This is a genomic window from Fructilactobacillus sp. X2R6C1, from assembly GCF_059901295.1.
The window spans coordinates 45,005-64,702 of record NZ_JBWXUZ010000006.1 but is presented as its reverse complement, the minus strand read 5'-3'; the positions used below and the strand labels follow the sequence as shown (position 1 = coordinate 64,702).

Sequence of the window (19,698 nt, the reverse complement as noted above, 5' to 3'; positions counted from 1 at the left end):
TTATTTGCATGACGATGAATTACAGAAACTGGTCGAACAAATTTCGTTAGAGTCATTTGGGAAACCATTTAAGCACCGCGCATATTTTAATGGTCGATTGAAAACCACGGGTGGTCGGTACCACCTTAAAGACCATGATATTGATATTAATCAGACGATGGCGAAGAGGATCTCTAGAGAAGAATTAGTGGGAATCATTAAACATGAACTCGTTCATTATCATCTTCATTTAGCAGGGTATTCCGCTAATCATCGTTCAAAAGAATTTAAGCAGTTATTAAGAGCTGTGGGTGGTAGTCGTTATGCTCCCATTTTAAAAGCACCATCAGCTTATCATTACCTTTATGAGTGTACTAAGTGTGACCAACTATATCGGCGAAAGCGACGGGTTAATATCTCACGTTTTGTATGTAGTAAGTGTCGTGGTAAGCTAAAACTAGTTAAGAAGGAGTGAAATATCATGGAAAAAATTATTGTTAGAGTCCCAGCAACTTCTGGTAATGTTGGTAATGGCTATAATTCGGTTGGACTCGCTCTTCACATGTATTACACGGTGATCGTTGAAGAAGAAACTGAGAAGTGGCGGGTCAATCATGCGTTTGGCGATTCAGTTCCTCACGATGATAAAAATTTGGTGGTTCAAACGATTTTAAAGGTTAACCCTAAAATCATGCCCCATCAACTAACGGTAATGTCAGATGTTCCACTAGAAAAAGGACTTGGATCTAGTACCACGGCGATTGCTGCGGGAATTAAAATTGCTAACAAGCTTGAAAATATGAACTTATCAGTTAATGACCAAATTAACATTGGTAGTCGAATGGAAGGACATCCTGACAACATTGCCTCAGCCATTCTGGGAGATATAACAATTTCTCACTATGAGGATGGAAAGACTGACGTTGTCAAAGCTCATATGCCCGATGAAATGCAAGCCTTGGTTTTCATTCGAAATGAGAAAATTACTCAACAGAGGGGAATGGAACGTTTCCCAAAGGAAATTACGTTTGGTCAAGAGGTACAGACTAGTAGCGCTTCGAACGTTTTTGTCGCTGCATTAATGCAAAATGATTGGAATAAAGCGGCTCGAATGATTGAAGCTGATAGTTTGGTTCGCACTGGACAGGGGAATGATTTTAAAGACTTCAAAGTAATTAAACAGACTGCTCATGAACTAGGAATCTACGGAACTTACATTAGTGGAGTGGGTTCATCGATTGTCACGCTAGGAGATTATGACCAACTCACCAAGTTACAACAGAAGATTGAAAGTAACGATCAATTGGATGGAGTATGTAAGTTAGTTGACCTTGATAGGGATGGTGCCACGATTCGTGGTGAAGAATAATTAAAAAATTCATTGCGCTATCTCGTTAAATTTGCTATGATGTTTATTGTAGCAATGCGGCCATGGCGGAATTGGCAGACGCGCAAGATTAAGGATCTTGTCGGGATTTATCCCGGTGGAAGTTCGAGTCTTCTTGGCCGCATCATTTAATTCAAGAACACCATATCATTTTAAGATATGGTGTTCTTTTTAATTCTAAGTCTCTTTTGTTGACATTAAGTTGTGCACGATTAATCTAAGAAGTGAACGATTAATTAACAAGGATGGTGTGATAATTATGTCAGATAAATTAACAACCGAAGCTGGTCAACCGTGGGCTAATAACGAACATTCTCAAACAGCTGGTGTTCGTGGTCCTGTTTTGATGCAGGATTATCAATTACTAGAAAAGTTAGCTCATTTTAATCGTGAGAGGATTCCAGAGCGAGTCGTTCATGCTAAAGGTGCTGGTGCCAAGGGCGTTTTTAAACTTACACATGACATGAGTAAGTACACTAAAGCTGATTTATTCAATGGTGTGGGCAAAGAAACCCCAATGACCATTAGAATCTCGCAGGTTGCGGGTGAAGCTGGTTATCCTGACACCGTTCGTGATGTTCGTGGATTTGCGTTGAAATTCTACACGCAAGAAGGCAATTACGACATTGTTGGTAATAATACTCCGGTGTTCTTTGTTAACGATCCGCTTAAGTTTCCTGACTTTATTCATTCCCAGAAGCGTGATCCTAAGACTCATTTACGTTCACAAGAGATGCAGTGGGATTTTCTGGTCTCGTTCACCAGAATCAGTTCACCAGGTCACCTACCTGATGGGTGATCGTGGTAATCCGGCTAGTTATCGAACAATGAATGGTTATGGAAGTCACACGTATAAGTGGGTTAATAAAGAAGGGACTCCATTTTGGGTTAAGTATCACTTCATTAGCCAACAAGGGGTTAAGAACATGACTAATGAACAAGCTTCAAAAGCAGCAACTGAAGATACCGATTATTTAATTCATGATTTATACGATGCAATTGAACAAAAGAACTATCCAACATGGAAAGTTTATGTTCAGATTATCCCTTATCAAGCAGGAATTGATTACAAACCAGATATTTTTGATGTAACTAAGGTGGTTTCTCATAAGGATTACCCACTACAAGAAGTTGGGGAATTTACCTTAAACCAAAATCCAACTAACTATTTTGACGATGTGGAAGAATTAGCTTTCTCACCCGCTAACCTGGTTCCTGGGATTGAAGCAAGTCCTGATAAGTTACTTCAAGGACGGTTGTTTGCGTATAAGGACGCGGAAAGATATCGTCTAGGAGCTAATTATGAACAATTAAAGGTCAACCGTCCCTTAGACAAGGTTGAAAATTACGAACGTGATGGTCAAATGGCACAAGGACAAGACGGATCGGTCAACTATGAACCAAACGGTAAGGGAGGACCAGTTGAAGATCTGAGTGCTTCAATCAGTTCCGATAAAGTGGAAGGTGAAACCGGAGCTTTTAAACCATATGACACTGACTACTATAGTGCAGCCGGAAAGTTGTATCATGTAATGAAACCGGAGGAACGTGATCGCCTGATTAATACGATCAAAGAAACGCTTGGTTCCGTTGATAATCATGAGATCCAAATCCTAGAAACCAGACAATTTTATAAGGCTGACCCAGAGTATGGGACTCGAGTAACAAAGGCTCTTGGTCTTGATTTAAATGAAATTAGATAAAAGATCCCATAAATAAAAATAGACTTGCAAGATAGGTTATTAGCCCTATTCTTACAAGTCTATTTTAATATGCTGGTGCCGTTGAGTTTGGATCGGTGGTACTCCCTGATGAATCATTGGTAGCAGTATTGTTGTTGGATGGATCACCATTACTAGGGGAATTGGTTTCTTGTTGTTTAGGAGTTAAACCCTTAGCTTGCGGTAAATTCAAGGTGGTTCGAATATGGTTTGAGACGTTCATCAATTCGTCTGGTTGGGCGACTTGATAACTGACTCCGTTAATCATTGCTTCATTCCCCTGAAGGGTCTCAGACTTGATGTGATGAGTGGCTGGACCATACTTAGATCTAATGGCAATCATGTCATCAAAGGATAAATCGGTTTTGAGGTTTCCATTTAATGATTCAAGAATTTGTTGGTACCTGGGAATGGAAGAAATTCCCATTCCTTTCATCACTAATTTTTCTAAGACTTGCCGTTGTCGCTGTTGGCGACCGTAGTCACCTTTCGGGTCATCATCCCTCATTCGAGAATAATCAAGGGCTTGATCACCATCTAGATGGGTCATTTTGCCCTTAACTACATTGGCATTCCCATACTTAAACGTCAATGGTGGCTTCACTTCGACACCCCCAACGGAATCAACCATCTGTTTTAAACCACCCATGTTAACGATCGCAAAGTAGTCGATGGGAACGTTTAAGAGATGCTGGACAGTTGAAATGGCAGTCTTTGGACCACCGATGGTGTAAGCAGCGTTGATTTTTTCGTATGGCTGTGAGTCACCGTCGACCACGACTTTGGTATCGCGGGGGATACTGGTTAAGTAAGTGGTCTGCTTTTGCGGGTTAACGGTAGCGACGATAATGGTGTCGGTGCGGCCAACGTCGTGTCTACCAAGGGCGCCCGTGTCGGTTCCCATTAGTAAGATTGAAAACGGTTTTCGTTTCTTTAGAAGATTTGAGACGTTTCTTGATTTCCCAATTCCATCGTCTTGAAACGTTCCTCCAAAGGAATGACGAGCCTGGGTGTAAGCACGGAAACCAAAAGCAAGGGCAATGATGACAATCAATAAGATGATACCCATAAAAGTCCAGGCAACTGGATGGTGCGGCTCGTTATCATAGTCAACGGCTGGCTCTGACTTTGGTTCGGAAAAATGTGGATTACCAGCTCGCCGGCTATATTCGCGATTGTCGTCATTATTATTATCGTAGTTTGACATTATTATTCCCCGCTTATTTATTAATACTGCCCCAAATTATATAGCAGTTATGGCAGCTAACGCTAGTTATTTCTCAACTTTTTAGTAGATTTTAATATAACCGTATTATTCTTATTGGGGCAATTTCTAGTGGTGTAAAATCGTGTGGTACAATAACTTAAGTAAAACTTACAAGAATAGGATGATCAAATGGGTATTTTTTTTAAGAGTATATCAGGGATATTAATTGTACTGATCATGATCGTGCTCGGTTTTGTTTTGGCTAAACGGCACTGGTTTAATGATGATTCAACTAACTTAATTGTTAAACTGGTTATTGACGTAGCCTTGCCGTGTTACATGATCTATACGATTGGTCGCGATTTTACGACCGACACGTTACTTTCAACGTTGCCAGACTTAAGATTTCCGGTCATTAGTATGTTAATCATGTTTGGGATTTCGGTGGCAATTGCTCGGGTGATTCGAATTAAAAAGTATCATCGGGGGGTGTTTGAATCGATGTTTTTAAATTCAAACACCGTCTTTGTCGGATTGCCGGTTAATATGGCTCTGTTTGGGGCCAAAAGTTTACCGTACGTGTTAGTTTACTACATGGCTAATACGACCTTTTTTTGGACCATTGGTGTTTACTTAATCCAACGTGATGGGGACGCTAATTCCAAGTTTGACTGGAAAAAGACCGTGAGTAAAATTTTGTCACCACCATTGCTGGGATTTATCTTTGGGGTGATTTTAGTTTTACTGCGAATTAAAATTCCCAACTTTTTAATGAGTGATTTCCAATATATTGGTGGGTTAACCATCCCACTTTCAATGATGTTCATTGGAATTTCGATGGCAAATATCAACTTTGACAAATTTGACTTTAGTTCTTCTAATTGGGGAATTTTACTGGGTCGATTCGTGATTTCACCAATTTTAATGGCACTGTTGGTTATTCCAACTGGGATGCCAGTTTTGATGAAACAAGTCTTCATTATGCAGGCTGCCATGCCGGTTATGACTAATGCACCAGTGGTAGCCAGAAAGTATGGTGCGGATGCAGATTATGCTTCACTGATGGTCGCTGAAACCACGATCATCAGTTTAATTGTTTTGCCCATTTTAATGGTGATTGTGCAACAAATCCGTTAAGACGAGTCAATTGAAAAATAGACAAGTAAAGAATGGGAGTAGTAGCTTAAAGTGAAAAAATCAGTGATTTATGTGTTAATTTCGACGTTAATGTTTAGTTCGATGGAGATTGCCCTAAAGGTGGCAGGAAGTGAGTTTAATCCAATTCAGTTGAATTTACTTCGTTTCTTCATTGGTGGGATTGTCTTGTTACCCTTTGCGTGGTATGAATTACATAAACGACGACGCAAAATCAACTTAAAGGATTGGAAGACGTTTGCGTTTACCGGTTTTGCGTGCGTGGTAATTAGTATGACCCTGTACCAGTTAGCGATTGTGTACGATAAGCCAGCTATTGTGGCCGTCCTGTTTAGTTGTAATCCGGTCTTTGCCGTAATCTTTGCGTACTTCATTTTGCATGAACGAATTGGACGGGCCAACTTAATCTCATTAATTATTTCGGTCATTGGCTTAATTGTGATTGTTAATCCATTTAACTTAACTAATCCAGTTGGAATTATTTTGTCACTCTTATCGGCTGTTACTTTTGGCTTTTACAGTATTTTGTCGCAGTATTGCTCGGTCAAAAGAGAATTAGATGGAGTTACCATCACTTGTTTCACTTTTATTGCTGGTTCTTTGGAGTTATTTGTTTTATCATTGATTACCAATATCCCGTTTGTTTCAAGTGGGATGAAATCGGTGGGATGGTTGAGTCAGTTTGCATCCATTCCGATCTTAAGGGACGTTAATTTACAAAATTTCTGGATTTTATTCTTTATCGGAGTCTGTGTAACCGGCGGCGGTTTTGCGTTTTATTTTTTAGCGATGCAAGAATCAGGGGTCTCAATTGCTTCCCTAGTATTCTTTATTAAGCCAGGTTTGGCTCCAGTCTTAGCAATGATTTTTGTGGGCGAAAAGATTAATCTGCCTACCATTATAGGAATTGTGATTATCCTGATTGGTTCGGTGGTTACGTTTGTAGGTGAGCGTTATAAAGAGACCGATTCAACCATGTTAGACGATCAGACGATTGAAGAAGGTAAATAAATTTAGTTTATTGAGGCGGTTGTATGAGTAAGTTAGTAATTATGAGACATGGCGAAAGTGTCGCAAATCACACTAATACCTTTACTGGATGGAGTGATGTTCCACTGACTAAGAAGGGCGTAGAAGAGGCAATTAAGGCCGGCAAACGCTTAGGTCAGACCGGGATTCAGTTCGGTGATGTTCATACATCAGTCTTAAAACGGGCGATTGTCACCGCTGACATTGTTTTGGGCGTGATCAATCAGGATTTTATTCCTGAACATAAGACGTGGCGCTTAAATGAGCGACACTATGGTGCTCTTAGGGGTCAAAATAAAGAGGAAGTTAGAAAGCGGGTCGGAGACGAACAGTTTATGAAGTGGCGCAGGAGTTTTTACGCTGTTCCCCCTAAATTAGATCAGGTGTCCCCGATTCGAAAATATCGGCGCTTAGGTGTAATTGAGCCACCAGCTGAAAGCCTTAAAATGGCTTATGACCGGATGATTCCGTACTGGCAGGATTCGATTGCCCCCAAATTGCTGGATGGTAAAAATCAACTGATAGTTGCTCACGGAAGCACACTGCGAGCTTTAATTAAATATTTAGAAAATATCAGTGATAAAGGAATTGATGGCGTGGAAGTTAAAAACGGGAAGCCGATCATTTATACCTTTGACCCAGATTTAGATATTTTAGATAAGACCTACCTTAAATAACAAAAGGACGAAAACTCAATCAAAGTTTTCGTCCTTTTGTTATTTAGATTTTGATGATAGTTGCGTAGTTATTTTTGGGTCGGTTAAATCATTAGCGAGCTTCAATTGTTTCCGGTCCGTCGGGATGTTCTACGATAATGGTATTTACGATGTTCAAGAACAGCCCATGTTCCACAATTCCTGTCATACTATCAAGTTTTTTGCCCAGTTGAACGGGAGTCGTGATTTCAGGTAAGCCTAAGTCAATAATGTAGTCACCAGAATCGGTTGTTAATTTCCCTCCATTCGTGCTTTGACGAAATTTCGGATGAAGTCCCATCCGATTGAGACGACGATATAGTTGGCCACTGCCATAAGGGATTACTTCAAGCGGAAGTGGAAAATTGAGTTTTTTAACCATCTTACTTTCGTCAACAATCCACATGTTACGATCAGAATTAATGGCAACGATTTTTTCCATCAGGTGAGCGGCTCCACCGCCTTTAATTCCCTGAAAATTTTTGTCAATTTGATCGGCCCCATCAATGGTTAAATCAATGTGGTCGACTTCGTCAACATCCTTAGTAGTGATGCCTAAGCTTTCCGCGTGACGCTTAGTTTTACTGGAAGTGGGCACACCGATAATATCTAGATGTTCATTTTTGATGCGCTCTCCCAGTGCGTCTACCATGTACTTGATGGTGGTACCAGATCCAAGACCCAGTACCATCCCATCCTTAACGTGCTTAACAGCTTCTTTTCCAACGTGTTTCTTTAATTCTCGCTGATCTGCTGAATTCATTTGATTGTTCCCCTTCAAATTAAGTCGTTACTTTTAGTAACTTGACCACTATTATTAATTTTCAATGGTCTTTATGATTTTGTCAAGCAATGTCAAAATTTAAGAAATACTGGTAAAATAATAGTAGGAATTTTTGAGAATAAAGGGGTATTAGAAGATGCAAAGAGGCTTTGAGATTGTTTCAAAATATCAGAATGACGGCTTGACTTTGCCAAAACGAGCAACTGAAAAGGCTGCCGGATATGACTTTGCCAGTGCCGTTGACATGGTTATTCCGTCAATCTGGAAAACTGGTTTAATTCGGTCATTTGGTATCATTAAGGCTAGAAGAAAGTTAGATCAACAAGACATCATGGATTCAGAGAATGCTTTAAAGCCCTTTTTGGTTCCAACGGGAATTAAGGCTTACATGCAGCCAAATGAAGTGTTGATAATCGCGAATCGCTCAAGTAATCCTTTAAAACGAAACTTGGTAATTCCAAACGGGATCGGTGTTATTGACGCTGATTATTACAATAATGAAAGTAATGAGGGTGAAATTTTTGTCCAGATTCTAAACTTTGGAATCGTCGACCGTAAGATTAAAAAAGGTGATCGAATTGGACAAGGAATCTTTATGCCTTATTTACTTGCGGATCAAGATGAGGGACCAAAGCTGACTCGAAATGGGGGATTTGGTTCTTCTGGCAAATAGTTAGGAAATGATTTAATGGCTAAAGCAAAAACGCAATATGTTTGTTCCAACTGTGGATATATATCACCACGATATCTAGGTCGTTGTCCTAACTGTGGTGAATGGAACACGATGGTTGAACAAACGGTCCAAAAAAATGATACCAAAAAGGCGAACGTGAGTCGGGTTTCACTGAGCGGGACTAAGTCGCAACCCCAGCTAATTAGACAAGTTAGCGCTGAAAGTGCTCCGAGGATTCAGGTTGATTCAAATGAACTGAATCGGGTGCTTGGCGGAGGCGTGGTTCCAGGTTCACTGGTCCTAATCGGTGGTGATCCGGGGATTGGTAAGTCAACGTTACTTCTCCAAGTCTCCGGTCAATTAGCAGCCTCAGGACAAAAGGTACTGTACGTCTCAGGAGAAGAGAGTGCCGATCAAATTAAGATGAGAGCTGATCGCCTCAATGTTTCTGAAAAAGGGAACTTATACCTTTATCCAGAAACGGATATGACTTCAATCAGGAAGGCAATTGAAGAAGTGAAGCCGGACACCGTTATCATTGACTCCGTTCAAACCATGCAAGAAGATGAGATCCCGTCTGCGATTGGGTCTGTTACGCAGGTTCGAGGCGTTACCTCGGATTTAATGAACATCGCAAAAACCAATGGTATCACCATTTTCTTGGTGGGACACGTTACTAAGGGTGGTACTCTTGCCGGCCCAAAGACTTTAGAGCACATGGTTGACACCGTTCTTTATTTTGAAGGGGACAAACATCATTCTTATCGATTACTACGCGCCGTTAAAAACCGATTTGGATCTACGAATGAGCTCGGAATTTTTCAAATGGATGAAGATGGGCTAAAAGAAGTCAAGAATCCATCTGAGATTTTTTTAGAGGAGCGTTTGAAGAACGCTACCGGATCAGCAATTGTGGTAGCAATGGAAGGAACTCGTCCGATTCTGGTTGAACTTCAAGCCTTAATTGTTCCCTCGGTTTTTGGGAATGCGCAAAGAACTGCGTCTGGACTGGATCGAAATCGTGTTTCACTGATTATGGCGGTTCTTGAGAAACGGGCTGGATTGATGTTACAAAACCAGGATGCTTATTTAAAAGCTGCTGGTGGGGTCAAACTTAATGAACCAGCCATTGATTTGGCAATGGCAATTAGCATTGCGTCAAGTTATGAGAATATTGGAACCGATCCAAAAGAGTGTTACATTGGTGAACTTGGTTTGACTGGTGAGATTAGAAGGGTCAATCGAATTGAGCAACGCGTTATTGAGGCCCAGAAACTAGGTTTTAAGCGCGTATTGGTTCCTAAATATAATCTAAAGGGATGGACTCCACCTAAAAATATTCAGGTCATAGGAGTTTCAACCATTACCGAAGCTCTCAAAACAGCATTAAAAAAGTAAAATATTTTCATTTCAATTGGTCTAGTTCATAATGAACTGAAGGGTTAATTATGATGTTAATATTGAACAATCATTAGGAGGTTGGACATGTTAAAAGTTTATAATTCACTTACAAATGAAAAAGAAAAGTTTGAACCAATCACACCGGGTGTGGTTAACATGTACGTCTGTGGTCCAACTGTTTATAACTATATTCACATTGGCAATGCGCGAAGTGTAGTGGCATTTGATACCATTCGTCGTTATCTTGAATATTGTGGTTATAAGGTGAATTATGTGTCTAATTTTACCGATGTTGATGATAAAATGATTAACGAAGCCAAAAAAGAGGGAACCACGGTTTCTAAATTAGCCGATAAATACATTAAGGCTTTTATGGAAGATACGAAAGCGTTAAACGTGCAACCTGCAACCGTGAATCCGCGTGCCACGGATAATATTAAGGACATTATTACCTTTGTTTCTGACTTAATTAAAAAGGGATATGCTTATAACGTTGACGGGACGGTTTACTATCGGGCTCGTAAGTTTAAATCTTATGGCTTACTAGGACACGAAAACATCGATGACCTTGAGAGTGGTGCAAGTGAGCACGTTTCAAGTGAAGAATTAGCCCAAAAAGAAGACCCGATTGATTTTGCACTTTGGAAAAAAGCTAAACCAGACGAAATTTCCTGGGATTCTCCGTGGGGAAAAGGCCGTCCCGGTTGGCACATTGAGTGCTCGGTAATGTCAACTAAGTACCTTGGTAACACCTTTGACATTCACGGTGGTGGGATTGATTTAGAGTTCCCTCATCATGAAAATGAACGGGCACAGAGCGAGGCCAAAACGGGTCAAAAGTTTGTTAATTACTGGCTTCACAATGGTTTTGTGACCGTCGGTGATGAAGACGAGAAGATGAGCAAATCTAAAGGGAACTTTGTTACGGTTCATGATTTGCTTAAGAAAGATAATCCTCAAGCCTTGCGTTTTCTCATTTCGACCACTCAGTATCGCCGTCCAATTCGTTTTAGCCAGCAGGGAGTTGATGAAGCTGCCACCAATCTGCAAAAAATACAGACGGCTTACGATAATTTGAACTATCGGTTAAAAGACGCTGATCCTTATAACGATCCGAAATTAGACCAAGAGATTCGTCAAATTCAGGCTGATTTTCAGGATGCCATGGATGATGACTTTAACGTTCAAAATGGGATTGCCAAGGTCTATGAGCTGGCTAAGCTTGGAAACGTTTATGCGGAACGACCAGTGGTTTTTAAGGATTCGATTAAGTTACTTATGAAACGGTTAGAACAGTTGTCCGCTATCTTTGGAATTAAACTACAAAGTAGTGAGTTAAATGACGACAAAGTTAAGAAATTAATTAAGCAAAGAAACGATGCGCGAGCTAACAAGCAGTTTGCTAGAAGTGATGAAATTCGGGATGAATTAAAAAATAAGGGTATTATTTTAGAAGACACACCACAGGGGACCCGATTCAGAAGGGAAAATTAGTTTAATGAGTGAAGCGGACGATAATATTCAATATCGACAGTTAAATGGTATTGTACTAGCTTATTTAGGTGATGCGGTTTATGAGGTATACGTGAGACGGCATTTGATTGACGAGGGCATCGCTAGGCCAAATCAATTGCAGCATTTTGCTACTAAATATGTGTCAGCCAAGGCTCAGGCCGGACTGATTGCTTTGATGAATCAGGATGCAATCTTAAGTGATGAAGAAGAGTACTTTTTTAAACGGGGACGTAACGCCAAGAGCTATACTCACGCCAAGAATACGAGTGTTGTTACCTATCGGATTTCCACTGGCTTTGAAGCCCTCTTTGGTTTCCTGTCCCTTAGTGGCCAAGATAAAAGACTCAATGAACTGGCGCAGTGGTGCATTGATCAAGTTGATTCTGGGAGGGTTGAGTATGAGAGATAATGAAGATTTTATTATTGGGAGACACCCGGCAGTCTCAGCACTGCGCAATGAAAATCAAGAAATTAACAAGGTATTTTTACAAAATGGAGTCAGTCAAGAAGATGACACCATTAAGGCGGTTATTCGTTTGGCCAAGGGTCGTCATTTAGTAATTTCTAAGGTGCCAAAGCAAAAGTTAGACTTGATGTCAGACCACCAGAATCATCAGGGAGTCATGTTATCAATTGCATCCTTTAATTATGCATCGATTGATGATTTATTTAAAAATGCTGAATCAAAGGGTGAACCACCATACTTCATTGTTCTGGATAACATTGCCGATCCTCATAATTTGGGGTCAATTATTAGAACCGCAGATGCTGCCGGCGTTCATGGGGTGATCATTCCCAAGCGTCGTGCTGTTGGATTAACATCAACGGTAGCGAAAACCTCTGCGGGGGCAATTGAACGTGTTCCGGTCGCCAGAGTAACTAACTTGGTCAACACCGTTAAAGAATTAAAAGAACGTGGGTTGTGGGTCTTTGGTACTGATATGAAAGGAACTGATTATCGGCGCTGGGATGCTAAAAGTCCGAGTGCTCTTATCGTTGGCAGTGAAGGTAAGGGGATTTCGCCTTTACTTAAAAAACAGGTTGATGAAACACTTACCATTCCAATGGTGGGGGATATTCAGAGCTTGAATGCGTCGGTTGCTGCCGGATTAGTTATGTATCAAGGTTTTAACTCGCGCCATCCTTTATAATGAAATGACTGAACTAAAGAACAATGCCAGCACATTGTTCTTTTTTATTGGGCCGTTTAATATCGTAAATTCGATATTAAAAATTGGTTAGCAGATAATATCACATATCGAACGTTTGTTCGCTTGTTTGAGCTCAACTCGTTTCGATACGATACTAAGTGTTAATTAATTGATTAAGAGGAGGGCCAATTGATGAATAAAGAAGAGAAACGGGCTAAAGAATTAGAAATGGTTGAGGATGCAAAAAAGAACGATGTCGGTTTCATCAAATTGTTTAAAAAATATGCGCCAATTTATCTAAAGTTGTGGAACGATTTCTACTTATCAGGTATGGAACTCTCAGATTGGAAACAGGAAGCGGCCATTGTGCTTAGTCGAACAATTATTAGGTATGATGCCAGTCGTAAGGTTACCTTTGGCAGTTACTATAAAGTTAACTTAAAAAACCGCTTATATGATATTTTAAGAAAAAAGCGAGCTCAAAAGCGCGTGCCCGATTCTAAAAAAGCTTCTCTTAGTGCGTATTTTCAATTTTATTCTGATACCATTGCCGATATTCATGCTGCCAGTCCAGAACGAGTTCTTTCAACGTATGAGAACTTACAAGGCTTGATGAAAAGGAGTTCAGTAGTTGAGAGAATGGTGATTATTCGTTCGCTTGAGAATTATTCGTTTGAAAAAATGGCCCAGGTTTCTGATGTGAATGTTGTGAAGTTGAAAAATGCGATTGCACGTTGTCGGCAGAAGTACTATAGATTTAATAAAATTGACTAACGTTGAAATTGATGATACGATTAGTTAGTTATTAAGGAGGTGCAGCTTATGGCACAGAAAAAGGTAGCATTAGCTTGTTCTGTATGTGGTTCAAGAAACTACACCATTTCCAGCAATCCGAATCGCGTCAAACGATTGGAAGTAAAGAAATTTTGTAAGCATTGTGGAAAATATACGTTGCACCGAGAAACTCGTTAAGAGGGGAATTTTACATGAAACGATTATGGAACTTTTTTAAGAGCGTTATTGCAGAGATGAAGGTGGTTGTTTGGCCGAACGCTAAGCAAACTAGAACCGATACTTCAATCGTTATCTGGACTACCATCTTTTTTGCAATCTTTCTTGGTGTAATTGATTGGGCAATTCAAACCATTTTGAAGTTACTAGCCTAAACTAGATTAGTGTGATAATTTCTGTTATAGTTAGTTTGATGATAAGAACTTCGTTTACGCGAGGTTTTTTTATTTTGCTTTAAGTTAAAGGAGATAATCATTGTGGTAGAGACTGCAGAAAAGCAATGGTATGTATTACATACATACTCTGGCTATGAAAACAAAGTTAAAATGAATCTTGAATCTAGAAAAGAATCCATGGGAATGGAAGACTATATTTTTGACATTGTTGTTCCAGAAACCGAAGAACACGAGGTTAAAAACGGTAAAGAGAAAGTGGTTATGAACAAGACCTTCCCAGGATACGTGCTGGTTCAAATGGTAATGACTGATAGAGCCTGGTATGTCGTTCGAAATACTCCCGGAGTGACTGGATTTATTGGTTCTCACGGTCAAGGTTCAAAGCCCAATCCGTTGTTACCCGAAGAGGTTGAAAACGTTATGTCAACGATTGGGGTAAAGAAGCGAGTTAAACCATTGGATAGCCGGGTTGGTGATACGGTTACCATCGTTGAGGGAGCCTTTAAGGGACTTTCTGGCAAGATCACTGAGATTGACAACACTAAGGGTAAACTCAAGGTTAATATTGACATGTTTGGTAGAGAGACTAGTACTGAACTGGAATTTGACCAAGTTAAGCCCCTAGAAGCCGATTCTGAGTAAAATATTCATTGTCACGTTTCAATAAACGTGGTATATTTAACTAGTATGCGTATTGCATAAATTAACGTGGGAGAAGAAATTTTGATCTTCATTTACCACACACGGACTTAAGGAGGTATGTCTCGTGGCTAAAAAAGTAGCTAATGTAGTTAAACTACAAATACCTGCGGGTAAAGCAACACCCGCTCCTCCAGTTGGACCTGCTTTAGGTCAAGCTGGAATTAATATTATGGGATTCACTAAGGAATTTAATGCACGTACTGCTGATCAAGCAGGAATGCTGATTCCAGTTGTGATTACTGTTTACGAAGATCGTTCATTTGACTTTGTAACCAAGACCCCTCCAGCTGCTGTCCTATTAAAGAAAGCCGCTGGTGTTGAACACGGTTCCGGTGAACCTAACACTAACAAGGTCGCAAAAGTTACCAAAGACCAAGTTAAGCAGATTGCCGAAACCAAAATGCAAGATCTAAACGCAGCTGATGTAGAAGCAGCTATGCGCATGGTTGAAGGTACGGCACGTAGTATGGGATTCACCGTTGAAGGTTAATTTCACTATGCCCGGACAGCACAATGTCGAAAGATAATGTGCTAGTGGGAGGAAATTCCGTTATAACCACAATTGCAAGGAGGAAGACACAATGGCTCGTAAGAGAGGTAAGAAGTACGAAGATGCTTCAAAGCAAATTGACAAGAGTAAAAAATACGCTGCTCAAGATGCTGTAGAATTAGTTCAAAAATTAGATTCAGTAAACTTTGATGACACTATCAGAGTTGTTTATAAATTAAACGTTGATACTAAACAAGCTGATCAACAATTACGTGGTGCCGTGGTTTTACCTAATGGTACTGGTAAAGATCAAACAGTTGTAGTATTTGCCAAGGGTGAAAAGGCTCAAGATGCTAAGAACGCAGGTGCCGATTTTGTCGGTGATGACGACTTAGCTCAAAAAATTCAAGACGGATGGCTCGACTTTGATGTCGCAATTGCTACTCCTGACATGATGGCTCAAGTTGGTCGTTTAGGTCGTGTTCTTGGACCTAAGGGATTAATGCCAAACCCTAAGACTGGAACTGTTACCATGGATGTTTCAAAAGCGGTTTCTGATGCTAAGGCCGGTAAGGTTACTTACAGAACTGATCGTGATGGAAATGTCGCAGTTTCAATCGGTAAAGATTCATTTGACGCAGACAAGTTGGCCGAAAACCTTAACACCATCAACGATGTGATTGTTAAGAATCGTCCAGCATCTGTTCGTGGAACTTACATTAGTAACATCTCAGTTTCATCAACAATGGGACCTGGTGTCTCAGTTGATCCTGAATCATTTTAGTTACTAACTAATTAAATAATCCCTAATTGACTAATTTTTATCATTATGATAGATTATTAGTTGAATATGATTCGCCTAAGACTCAGGTGGTTTTTGACCTTAATTATGCCTGCCGAGGAGTAATACACTCTTTCTCTATGTTTTGGCGAACATAGGGATTTTTTATTAAGTCCCAAAATACATTGGGAGGTGAAATAATATGCCAAAAAAAGAAGTTATTGATACTAAAGCCAAAAAGGTTGATGAAGTTGCTGACCAATTTCAAAAAGCTGTATCAGCAATTGTTGTTGATTACCGAGGTTTAAGTGTTGCTCAAGATACTGATTTACGTAAACAATTGCGTGATAATGATGTCTCAATGAGTGTTATTAAAAATAAAATTTTAGAGCGTGCTGCTGATAAAGCAGACGTTAAGGATTTGAAAGATACTTTTGTTGGACCTACTGCTATTGCATTTTCTGATGAAGACCCAGTTGCTCCAGCCAAGATTTTGAAGAACTTCGCTGATGATAATCCTGAACTTGAAATCAAGGGTGGAATTATCGAAGGAAAGATCGCTTCACTTGATGAAATCAATGAATTTGCTGCTCTACCAAGCCGTGAAGAATTGCTTTCAACTCTTGCTAACATCTTGAAAGATCCTATCCGTAAGGTTGCTTATGCTGTTAATGCCGTTGTTGATAAAGATGACAATGGTGACGATAGTGATGCAGCTTAATAAAAATAGATTAAATGTCCTAATAGGAGGAAATTAAAATGGCTTTTGATAAAGATAATATTATTGCTCAATTAAAAGAAGCTTCAATCACTGATTTAAACGACTTGGTTAAGTCAATCGAAGATGAATTTGATGTTTCTGCTGCTGCTCCAGTTGCAGCTGCAGGTGCTGCTGGTGGTGAAGGTGCTGCTAAGGATTCATACGACGTTGAACTTACTGAAGCAGGTCAAGAAAAGATTAAGGTTATCAAGGCAGTTAGAGATATCACTGGTCTTGGTTTGAAAGACGCTAAAGACTTAGTTGATGGCGCTCCTAAAGCTATTAAAGAAGGCGCTTCAGAATCAGATGCTAACGACATCAAGGACAAGCTTGAAGCCGTTGGTGCTACTGTAACTCTTAAGTAGTCGATGACTAAAAAGAACGTGCAAAAGCACGTTCTTTTTTTTGCCTTAATATTGTTTAAATAAAGTTGTTTTATGTCATAAAAATTGAGAGAATGAAGTTAGCCGATTTTTTGGGGGTTAACAATTGAAAAAAGCATTAAATAAAGTTATAGATTTCTATAACAAATATTCTGCCTGGATTAAGGGGATTTTTGTCACCCTGGTCCTTGTGTTTGTTGTTTACGAGGCGACCCACGTACTTTCTGAGATTAACGGAAAGGAAATGCGAGCGAGCCTTGCGTCACAGTCACCAACAACGTTAATTATTTTAACGATTTTAGGATTTGTGGCTGTGTTACCAATGTTAATATATGATTTTACCATTACGGAGTTTCTGCCTGGCAAGTTTAAACCGTCCTACATCGTCAAGAGCGGGTGGATCGTTAACACATTTACTAATATTGCTGGGTTTGGTGGCTTTCTTGGTGCTAGTTTGAGAGCCATGTTTTACAGTAAAAATGCTAGTAAGAAACAGGTATTATATGCCATTTCTAAGATTGCCTTGTTCTTACTGGCAGGACTTTCCACCTATTGTTTGGTTTCGTTAGTTTTGATCTTTGGATTTGGCATTGGATATCAGTATGCAAAGGATTGGATTTGGTTAGTAGGTGGAGGAGTTTATTTTCCAGTGATTTTCCTAGTTACTAGATTCAGTAATTCTGAGTTTTTTAGTGATTTGACCTTAAAACGGGAGTTTCAACTGATCCTCGGTTCCTGCCTCGAATGGGGGAGCTGTGCCATGTTGTTTTTAATTATTGGATACTTCATGAAACTTAACATTAACCTTTGGGACGTTTTCCCCATTTTTATTGCTGCTAATGTTTTTGGAGTTGTCTCAATGCTTCCGGGTGGTCTTGGGTCGTTTGATACGATGATGATTGGTAGCCTGAGTTTACTTGGGGTGTCACCGACAATTGCTGCCGTGTGGGTGCTATTGTACCGAATTTTCTACTATTTTCTCCCGTTTTTCGTGGGGGCCTTTCTCTTTTTCCACGAAATGGGAGCACGAATTAACAATTTTCTGGATGATATTCCGAAAACGATTGTTCACAGGTCGGCTCAGTTGATCATTACGATTTTTATGTACTTTTCGGGAATCATGATGATTTTGTATGCGACTATTCCTAATTTGGCTCTTGTTAATCCACTCTATTTATCACTGGCACCATACACGCTGTTCTTTTTAGGACAGTTGTCGAACGTGATTATTGGAATTTTACTAATTGGATTAGCACGTGGGGTAGGATCAAGAGTCCACAAAGCTTTCTGGCCGACCGTTATCATTTTGTTGTTTGCCATTGCTAACACCCTGTGGAAAGAGGACTTTCCACTAAAACTAACGTTACTGTTAGGATTTATCATTATTTGTTTGTGGTTATCAAGAAAGGGCATGTATCGGCAAAAACTCACGTACTCGTGGGGAAATGCAATTTTTGACGGCATCATTTTTATTGGAACTTTCTTAATGTATTCCATCATCGGAATCTACATGAGTAATCATAACTTGTCTAGTAGACACGCTCCCATCAAAATGATGAATGTGTATCTTTTACCATCTGAACAGGTCTGGTTAACCGGATTTGTGGGCATTATCATTGCCTTTATTATCCTGTTTATGTTGTACAAGTACTTAACGTACGCTCGCATCCCATGGTTGAATCAACCCTTTGATGAAGTTAGAATTCGCAATGTTATTCGCAAATTTGGTGGAAACGAAGTTAGTCACTTAGTCTTCTTGCGTGATAAAAAGGTTTACTTCTATGCTGAAGATAGTGAAGACGAAGTCATTTTCATGTATAAACAGAAGGCGAATAAGTTAATTGTGATGGGTGAACCAATTGGAAATCAGGATAAATTAGATCCAGCGATTGACCAGTTCATGAGTGATGCTGATAAAGCCGATTTCTCCCTGGTATTTTACGAAGTTGGAGAATCACTAACAATGCTACTTCACGAAAAAGGCTTTGACTTTATTAAAGCTGGAGAGGAAGGTCACGTTGATTTAACGGATTTTTCGCTTACCGGTAAGCGACATCGAGGTGAACGGGCGTTAATGCACAAGTTCGATCGGGAAGGCTATCATTTTGAGGTTTTAGATCCACCATTTTCTAAAGAACAGATGGGTGAATTTAAACGAATTTCTGATGAGTGGCTCAATGGACGTGATGAAAAGGGCTTCTCTCTGGGCTTCTTTGATCCATATTACTTAAACCAGGCTCCAATTGCGGTCATTCGCGATAAAAATGATGCGATTGTAGCTTTTGCTAACATCATGCCAACGGGTGATCGAGTGATGACTTCGGTTGACTTAATGCGGTCGGGAAATGATGCTCCGTCTGGAATTATGGATGGAATCTTCATTCATCTCTTCAGGTATTCAAAGGATGAGGGTTACAAGTGGTTTAACTTAGGAATGGCACCCCTAGCTAATGTGGGTGAATCAAAATTTAGTTTTATTAACGAAAAAATTGCTCACTTAATTTATCAGTATGGTGATGCGTTCTATAGCTTTCAAGGATTGCGGTCTTATAAGCAGAAATACGTCGATAACTGGGTGTCTAAGTACTTCGTATACCGTAAGGATAATTCATTGGTATTCACGATGCTACAGCTCTTATCGGTGGTTAGTGAACGTCCCACGATTGAAAATGTTGAAGAAAATATGCCATAAAAAAGA

General features: G+C 39.9%; 21 protein-coding genes, 1 tRNA gene, 1 pseudogene and 1 other annotated feature. Of the genes and pseudogenes, 21 read left to right on the top strand and 2 right to left on the bottom strand.

Annotated features, from left to right (window positions below; all coding sequences use genetic code 11):
• Nucleotides 1–4: 4 nt before the first annotated feature.
• From AC6UDF_RS07025 to AC6UDF_RS07010, 4 genes and pseudogenes are all read left to right on the top strand, one after another.
• Nucleotides 5–454, top strand: coding sequence for a SprT family protein (locus AC6UDF_RS07025; protein WP_500724169.1), 450 nt, complete (start codon nucleotides 5–7; stop codon nucleotides 452–454).
• Between the two features lie 6 nt (nucleotides 455–460).
• Entirely contained in the window at nucleotides 461–1,348 is an 888-nt protein-coding gene (thrB, locus tag AC6UDF_RS07020) for a homoserine kinase (protein WP_500694491.1), read from the top strand.
• A 56-nt stretch (nucleotides 1,349–1,404) separates the two neighbouring features.
• Nucleotides 1,405–1,490, top strand: a tRNA-Leu gene (locus AC6UDF_RS07015).
• Nucleotides 1,491–1,625: 135 nt separating this feature from the next.
• A pseudogene (locus tag AC6UDF_RS07010) lies at nucleotides 1,626–3,069 on the top strand (catalase).
• A 64-nt stretch (nucleotides 3,070–3,133) separates the two neighbouring features.
• Here the strand turns inward: AC6UDF_RS07010 and AC6UDF_RS07005 are convergent.
• Entirely contained in the window at nucleotides 3,134–4,294 is a 1,161-nt protein-coding gene (locus tag AC6UDF_RS07005) for an LCP family protein (protein ID WP_500709499.1), read from the bottom strand.
• Nucleotides 4,295–4,483: 189 nt separating this feature from the next.
• Between AC6UDF_RS07005 and AC6UDF_RS07000 the strand changes: the two genes are divergently transcribed.
• The 3 genes from AC6UDF_RS07000 to AC6UDF_RS06990 are packed head-to-tail and all read left to right on the top strand — an operon-like array spanning nucleotide 4,484 to nucleotide 7,155.
• Entirely contained in the window at nucleotides 4,484–5,431 is a 948-nt protein-coding gene (locus AC6UDF_RS07000) for an AEC family transporter (protein WP_500709498.1), read from the top strand.
• Between the two features lie 51 nt (nucleotides 5,432–5,482).
• Complete coding sequence (locus AC6UDF_RS06995) at nucleotides 5,483–6,460, top strand: DMT family transporter (RefSeq protein WP_500706817.1); 978 nt, start codon at nucleotides 5,483–5,485, stop codon at nucleotides 6,458–6,460.
• A 23-nt stretch (nucleotides 6,461–6,483) separates the two neighbouring features.
• Nucleotides 6,484–7,155: a 2,3-bisphosphoglycerate-dependent phosphoglycerate mutase gene (locus tag AC6UDF_RS06990; RefSeq protein ID WP_500724167.1), complete on the top strand. Its 672-nt coding sequence runs from the start codon at nucleotides 6,484–6,486 to the stop codon at nucleotides 7,153–7,155.
• Between the two features lie 91 nt (nucleotides 7,156–7,246).
• Here AC6UDF_RS06990 and rpiA read toward each other — a convergent pair whose 3' ends face one another.
• Entirely contained in the window at nucleotides 7,247–7,936 is a 690-nt protein-coding gene (rpiA, locus tag AC6UDF_RS06985) for a ribose-5-phosphate isomerase RpiA (RefSeq protein WP_500696793.1), read from the bottom strand.
• Nucleotides 7,937–8,093: 157 nt separating this feature from the next.
• Between rpiA and AC6UDF_RS06980 the strand changes: the two genes are divergently transcribed.
• The 14 genes from AC6UDF_RS06980 to mprF all read left to right on the top strand — a co-directional run bounded on the left by AC6UDF_RS06980 (nucleotide 8,094) and on the right by mprF (nucleotide 19,692).
• Nucleotides 8,094–8,630 (top strand): dCTP deaminase/dUTPase family protein, encoded by a 537-nt coding sequence (locus AC6UDF_RS06980; RefSeq protein WP_500699879.1) that lies wholly within the window; start codon nucleotides 8,094–8,096, stop codon nucleotides 8,628–8,630.
• A gap of 15 nt (nucleotides 8,631–8,645) precedes the next feature.
• Nucleotides 8,646–10,028, top strand: a complete 1,383-nt coding sequence (radA, locus tag AC6UDF_RS06975) for a DNA repair protein RadA (protein WP_500699878.1) — start codon at nucleotides 8,646–8,648, stop codon at nucleotides 10,026–10,028.
• 87 nt (nucleotides 10,029–10,115) lie between these two features.
• Complete coding sequence (gene cysS / locus AC6UDF_RS06970) at nucleotides 10,116–11,525, top strand: cysteine--tRNA ligase (RefSeq protein ID WP_500724165.1); 1,410 nt, start codon at nucleotides 10,116–10,118, stop codon at nucleotides 11,523–11,525.
• A 4-nt stretch (nucleotides 11,526–11,529) separates the two neighbouring features.
• Nucleotides 11,530–11,955, top strand: a complete 426-nt coding sequence (locus AC6UDF_RS06965; protein WP_500696797.1) for a Mini-ribonuclease 3 — start codon at nucleotides 11,530–11,532, stop codon at nucleotides 11,953–11,955.
• Nucleotides 11,945–12,697 carry a 23S rRNA (guanosine(2251)-2'-O)-methyltransferase RlmB gene (rlmB, locus tag AC6UDF_RS06960; RefSeq protein ID WP_500701487.1) on the top strand — a complete coding sequence of 251 codons (753 nt, stop codon included), beginning with the start codon at nucleotides 11,945–11,947 and terminating at the stop codon, nucleotides 12,695–12,697. Before AC6UDF_RS06965 ends, rlmB begins: the two co-directional genes overlap by 11 nt.
• 192 nt (nucleotides 12,698–12,889) lie before the next feature.
• Nucleotides 12,890–13,471, top strand: a complete 582-nt coding sequence (locus tag AC6UDF_RS06955) for a sigma-70 family RNA polymerase sigma factor (RefSeq protein ID WP_500709496.1) — start codon at nucleotides 12,890–12,892, stop codon at nucleotides 13,469–13,471.
• 48 nt (nucleotides 13,472–13,519) lie between these two features.
• The gene (gene rpmG / locus AC6UDF_RS06950; protein ID WP_500694478.1) at nucleotides 13,520–13,669 is read left to right on the top strand and encodes a 50S ribosomal protein L33; all 150 of its coding nucleotides are present in this window, start codon (nucleotides 13,520–13,522) and stop codon (nucleotides 13,667–13,669) included.
• A 14-nt stretch (nucleotides 13,670–13,683) separates the two neighbouring features.
• Nucleotides 13,684–13,863: a preprotein translocase subunit SecE gene (secE, locus tag AC6UDF_RS06945; protein ID WP_500694477.1), complete on the top strand. Its 180-nt coding sequence runs from the start codon at nucleotides 13,684–13,686 to the stop codon at nucleotides 13,861–13,863.
• A gap of 102 nt (nucleotides 13,864–13,965) precedes the next feature.
• Nucleotides 13,966–14,526, top strand: coding sequence for a transcription termination/antitermination protein NusG (gene nusG / locus AC6UDF_RS06940; RefSeq protein ID WP_500696800.1), 561 nt, complete (start codon nucleotides 13,966–13,968; stop codon nucleotides 14,524–14,526).
• A gap of 124 nt (nucleotides 14,527–14,650) precedes the next feature.
• On the top strand, nucleotides 14,651–15,076 hold the full coding sequence (gene rplK, locus AC6UDF_RS06935) for a 50S ribosomal protein L11 (RefSeq protein ID WP_010021774.1): 426 nt from the start codon (nucleotides 14,651–14,653) through the stop codon (nucleotides 15,074–15,076).
• Nucleotides 15,077–15,167: 91 nt separating this feature from the next.
• Nucleotides 15,168–15,860, top strand: a complete 693-nt coding sequence (rplA, locus tag AC6UDF_RS06930) for a 50S ribosomal protein L1 (RefSeq protein WP_500696148.1) — start codon at nucleotides 15,168–15,170, stop codon at nucleotides 15,858–15,860.
• A gap of 56 nt (nucleotides 15,861–15,916) precedes the next feature.
• Nucleotides 15,917–16,033, top strand: a sequence feature (ribosomal protein L10 leader region).
• A gap of 26 nt (nucleotides 16,034–16,059) precedes the next feature.
• Nucleotides 16,060–16,578, top strand: coding sequence for a 50S ribosomal protein L10 (gene rplJ / locus AC6UDF_RS06925; RefSeq protein WP_500694474.1), 519 nt, complete (start codon nucleotides 16,060–16,062; stop codon nucleotides 16,576–16,578).
• A gap of 38 nt (nucleotides 16,579–16,616) precedes the next feature.
• Nucleotides 16,617–16,982, top strand: a complete 366-nt coding sequence (gene rplL, locus AC6UDF_RS06920) for a 50S ribosomal protein L7/L12 (protein ID WP_500694473.1) — start codon at nucleotides 16,617–16,619, stop codon at nucleotides 16,980–16,982.
• A 124-nt stretch (nucleotides 16,983–17,106) separates the two neighbouring features.
• Complete coding sequence (mprF, locus tag AC6UDF_RS06915; protein ID WP_500724163.1) at nucleotides 17,107–19,692, top strand: bifunctional lysylphosphatidylglycerol flippase/synthetase MprF; 2,586 nt, start codon at nucleotides 17,107–17,109, stop codon at nucleotides 19,690–19,692.
• Nucleotides 19,693–19,698: the final 6 nt, after the last annotated feature.

What these genes read in the sequence shown, in the direction of transcription:
- AC6UDF_RS07000 (WP_500709498.1), top strand. Translation starts at nt 4,484, where the DNA reads ATGGGTATTTTTTTTAAGAGTATATCAGGGATATTAATTGTACTGATC.
- AC6UDF_RS06990 (WP_500724167.1), top strand. Translation starts at nt 6,484, where the DNA reads ATGAGTAAGTTAGTAATTATGAGACATGGCGAAAGTGTCGCAAATCAC.
- rplL (WP_500694473.1), top strand. Translation starts at nt 16,617, where the DNA reads ATGGCTTTTGATAAAGATAATATTATTGCTCAATTAAAAGAAGCTTCA.
- cysS (WP_500724165.1), top strand. Translation starts at nt 10,116, where the DNA reads ATGTTAAAAGTTTATAATTCACTTACAAATGAAAAAGAAAAGTTTGAA.
- secE (WP_500694477.1), top strand. Translation starts at nt 13,684, where the DNA reads ATGAAACGATTATGGAACTTTTTTAAGAGCGTTATTGCAGAGATGAAG.
- rplA (WP_500696148.1), top strand. Translation starts at nt 15,168, where the DNA reads ATGGCTCGTAAGAGAGGTAAGAAGTACGAAGATGCTTCAAAGCAAATT.
- rplJ (WP_500694474.1), top strand. Translation starts at nt 16,060, where the DNA reads ATGCCAAAAAAAGAAGTTATTGATACTAAAGCCAAAAAGGTTGATGAA.
- AC6UDF_RS06965 (WP_500696797.1), top strand. Translation starts at nt 11,530, where the DNA reads ATGAGTGAAGCGGACGATAATATTCAATATCGACAGTTAAATGGTATT.
- radA (WP_500699878.1), top strand. Translation starts at nt 8,646, where the DNA reads ATGGCTAAAGCAAAAACGCAATATGTTTGTTCCAACTGTGGATATATA.
- AC6UDF_RS06955 (WP_500709496.1), top strand. Translation starts at nt 12,890, where the DNA reads ATGAATAAAGAAGAGAAACGGGCTAAAGAATTAGAAATGGTTGAGGAT.
- AC6UDF_RS06980 (WP_500699879.1), top strand. Translation starts at nt 8,094, where the DNA reads ATGCAAAGAGGCTTTGAGATTGTTTCAAAATATCAGAATGACGGCTTG.
- AC6UDF_RS07005 (WP_500709499.1), bottom strand. Translation starts at nt 4,294, where the DNA reads ATGTCAAACTACGATAATAATAATGACGACAATCGCGAATATAGCCGG.
- thrB (WP_500694491.1), top strand. Translation starts at nt 461, where the DNA reads ATGGAAAAAATTATTGTTAGAGTCCCAGCAACTTCTGGTAATGTTGGT.
- rpiA (WP_500696793.1), bottom strand. Translation starts at nt 7,936, where the DNA reads ATGAATTCAGCAGATCAGCGAGAATTAAAGAAACACGTTGGAAAAGAA.
- rpmG (WP_500694478.1), top strand. Translation starts at nt 13,520, where the DNA reads ATGGCACAGAAAAAGGTAGCATTAGCTTGTTCTGTATGTGGTTCAAGA.
- rlmB (WP_500701487.1), top strand. Translation starts at nt 11,945, where the DNA reads ATGAGAGATAATGAAGATTTTATTATTGGGAGACACCCGGCAGTCTCA.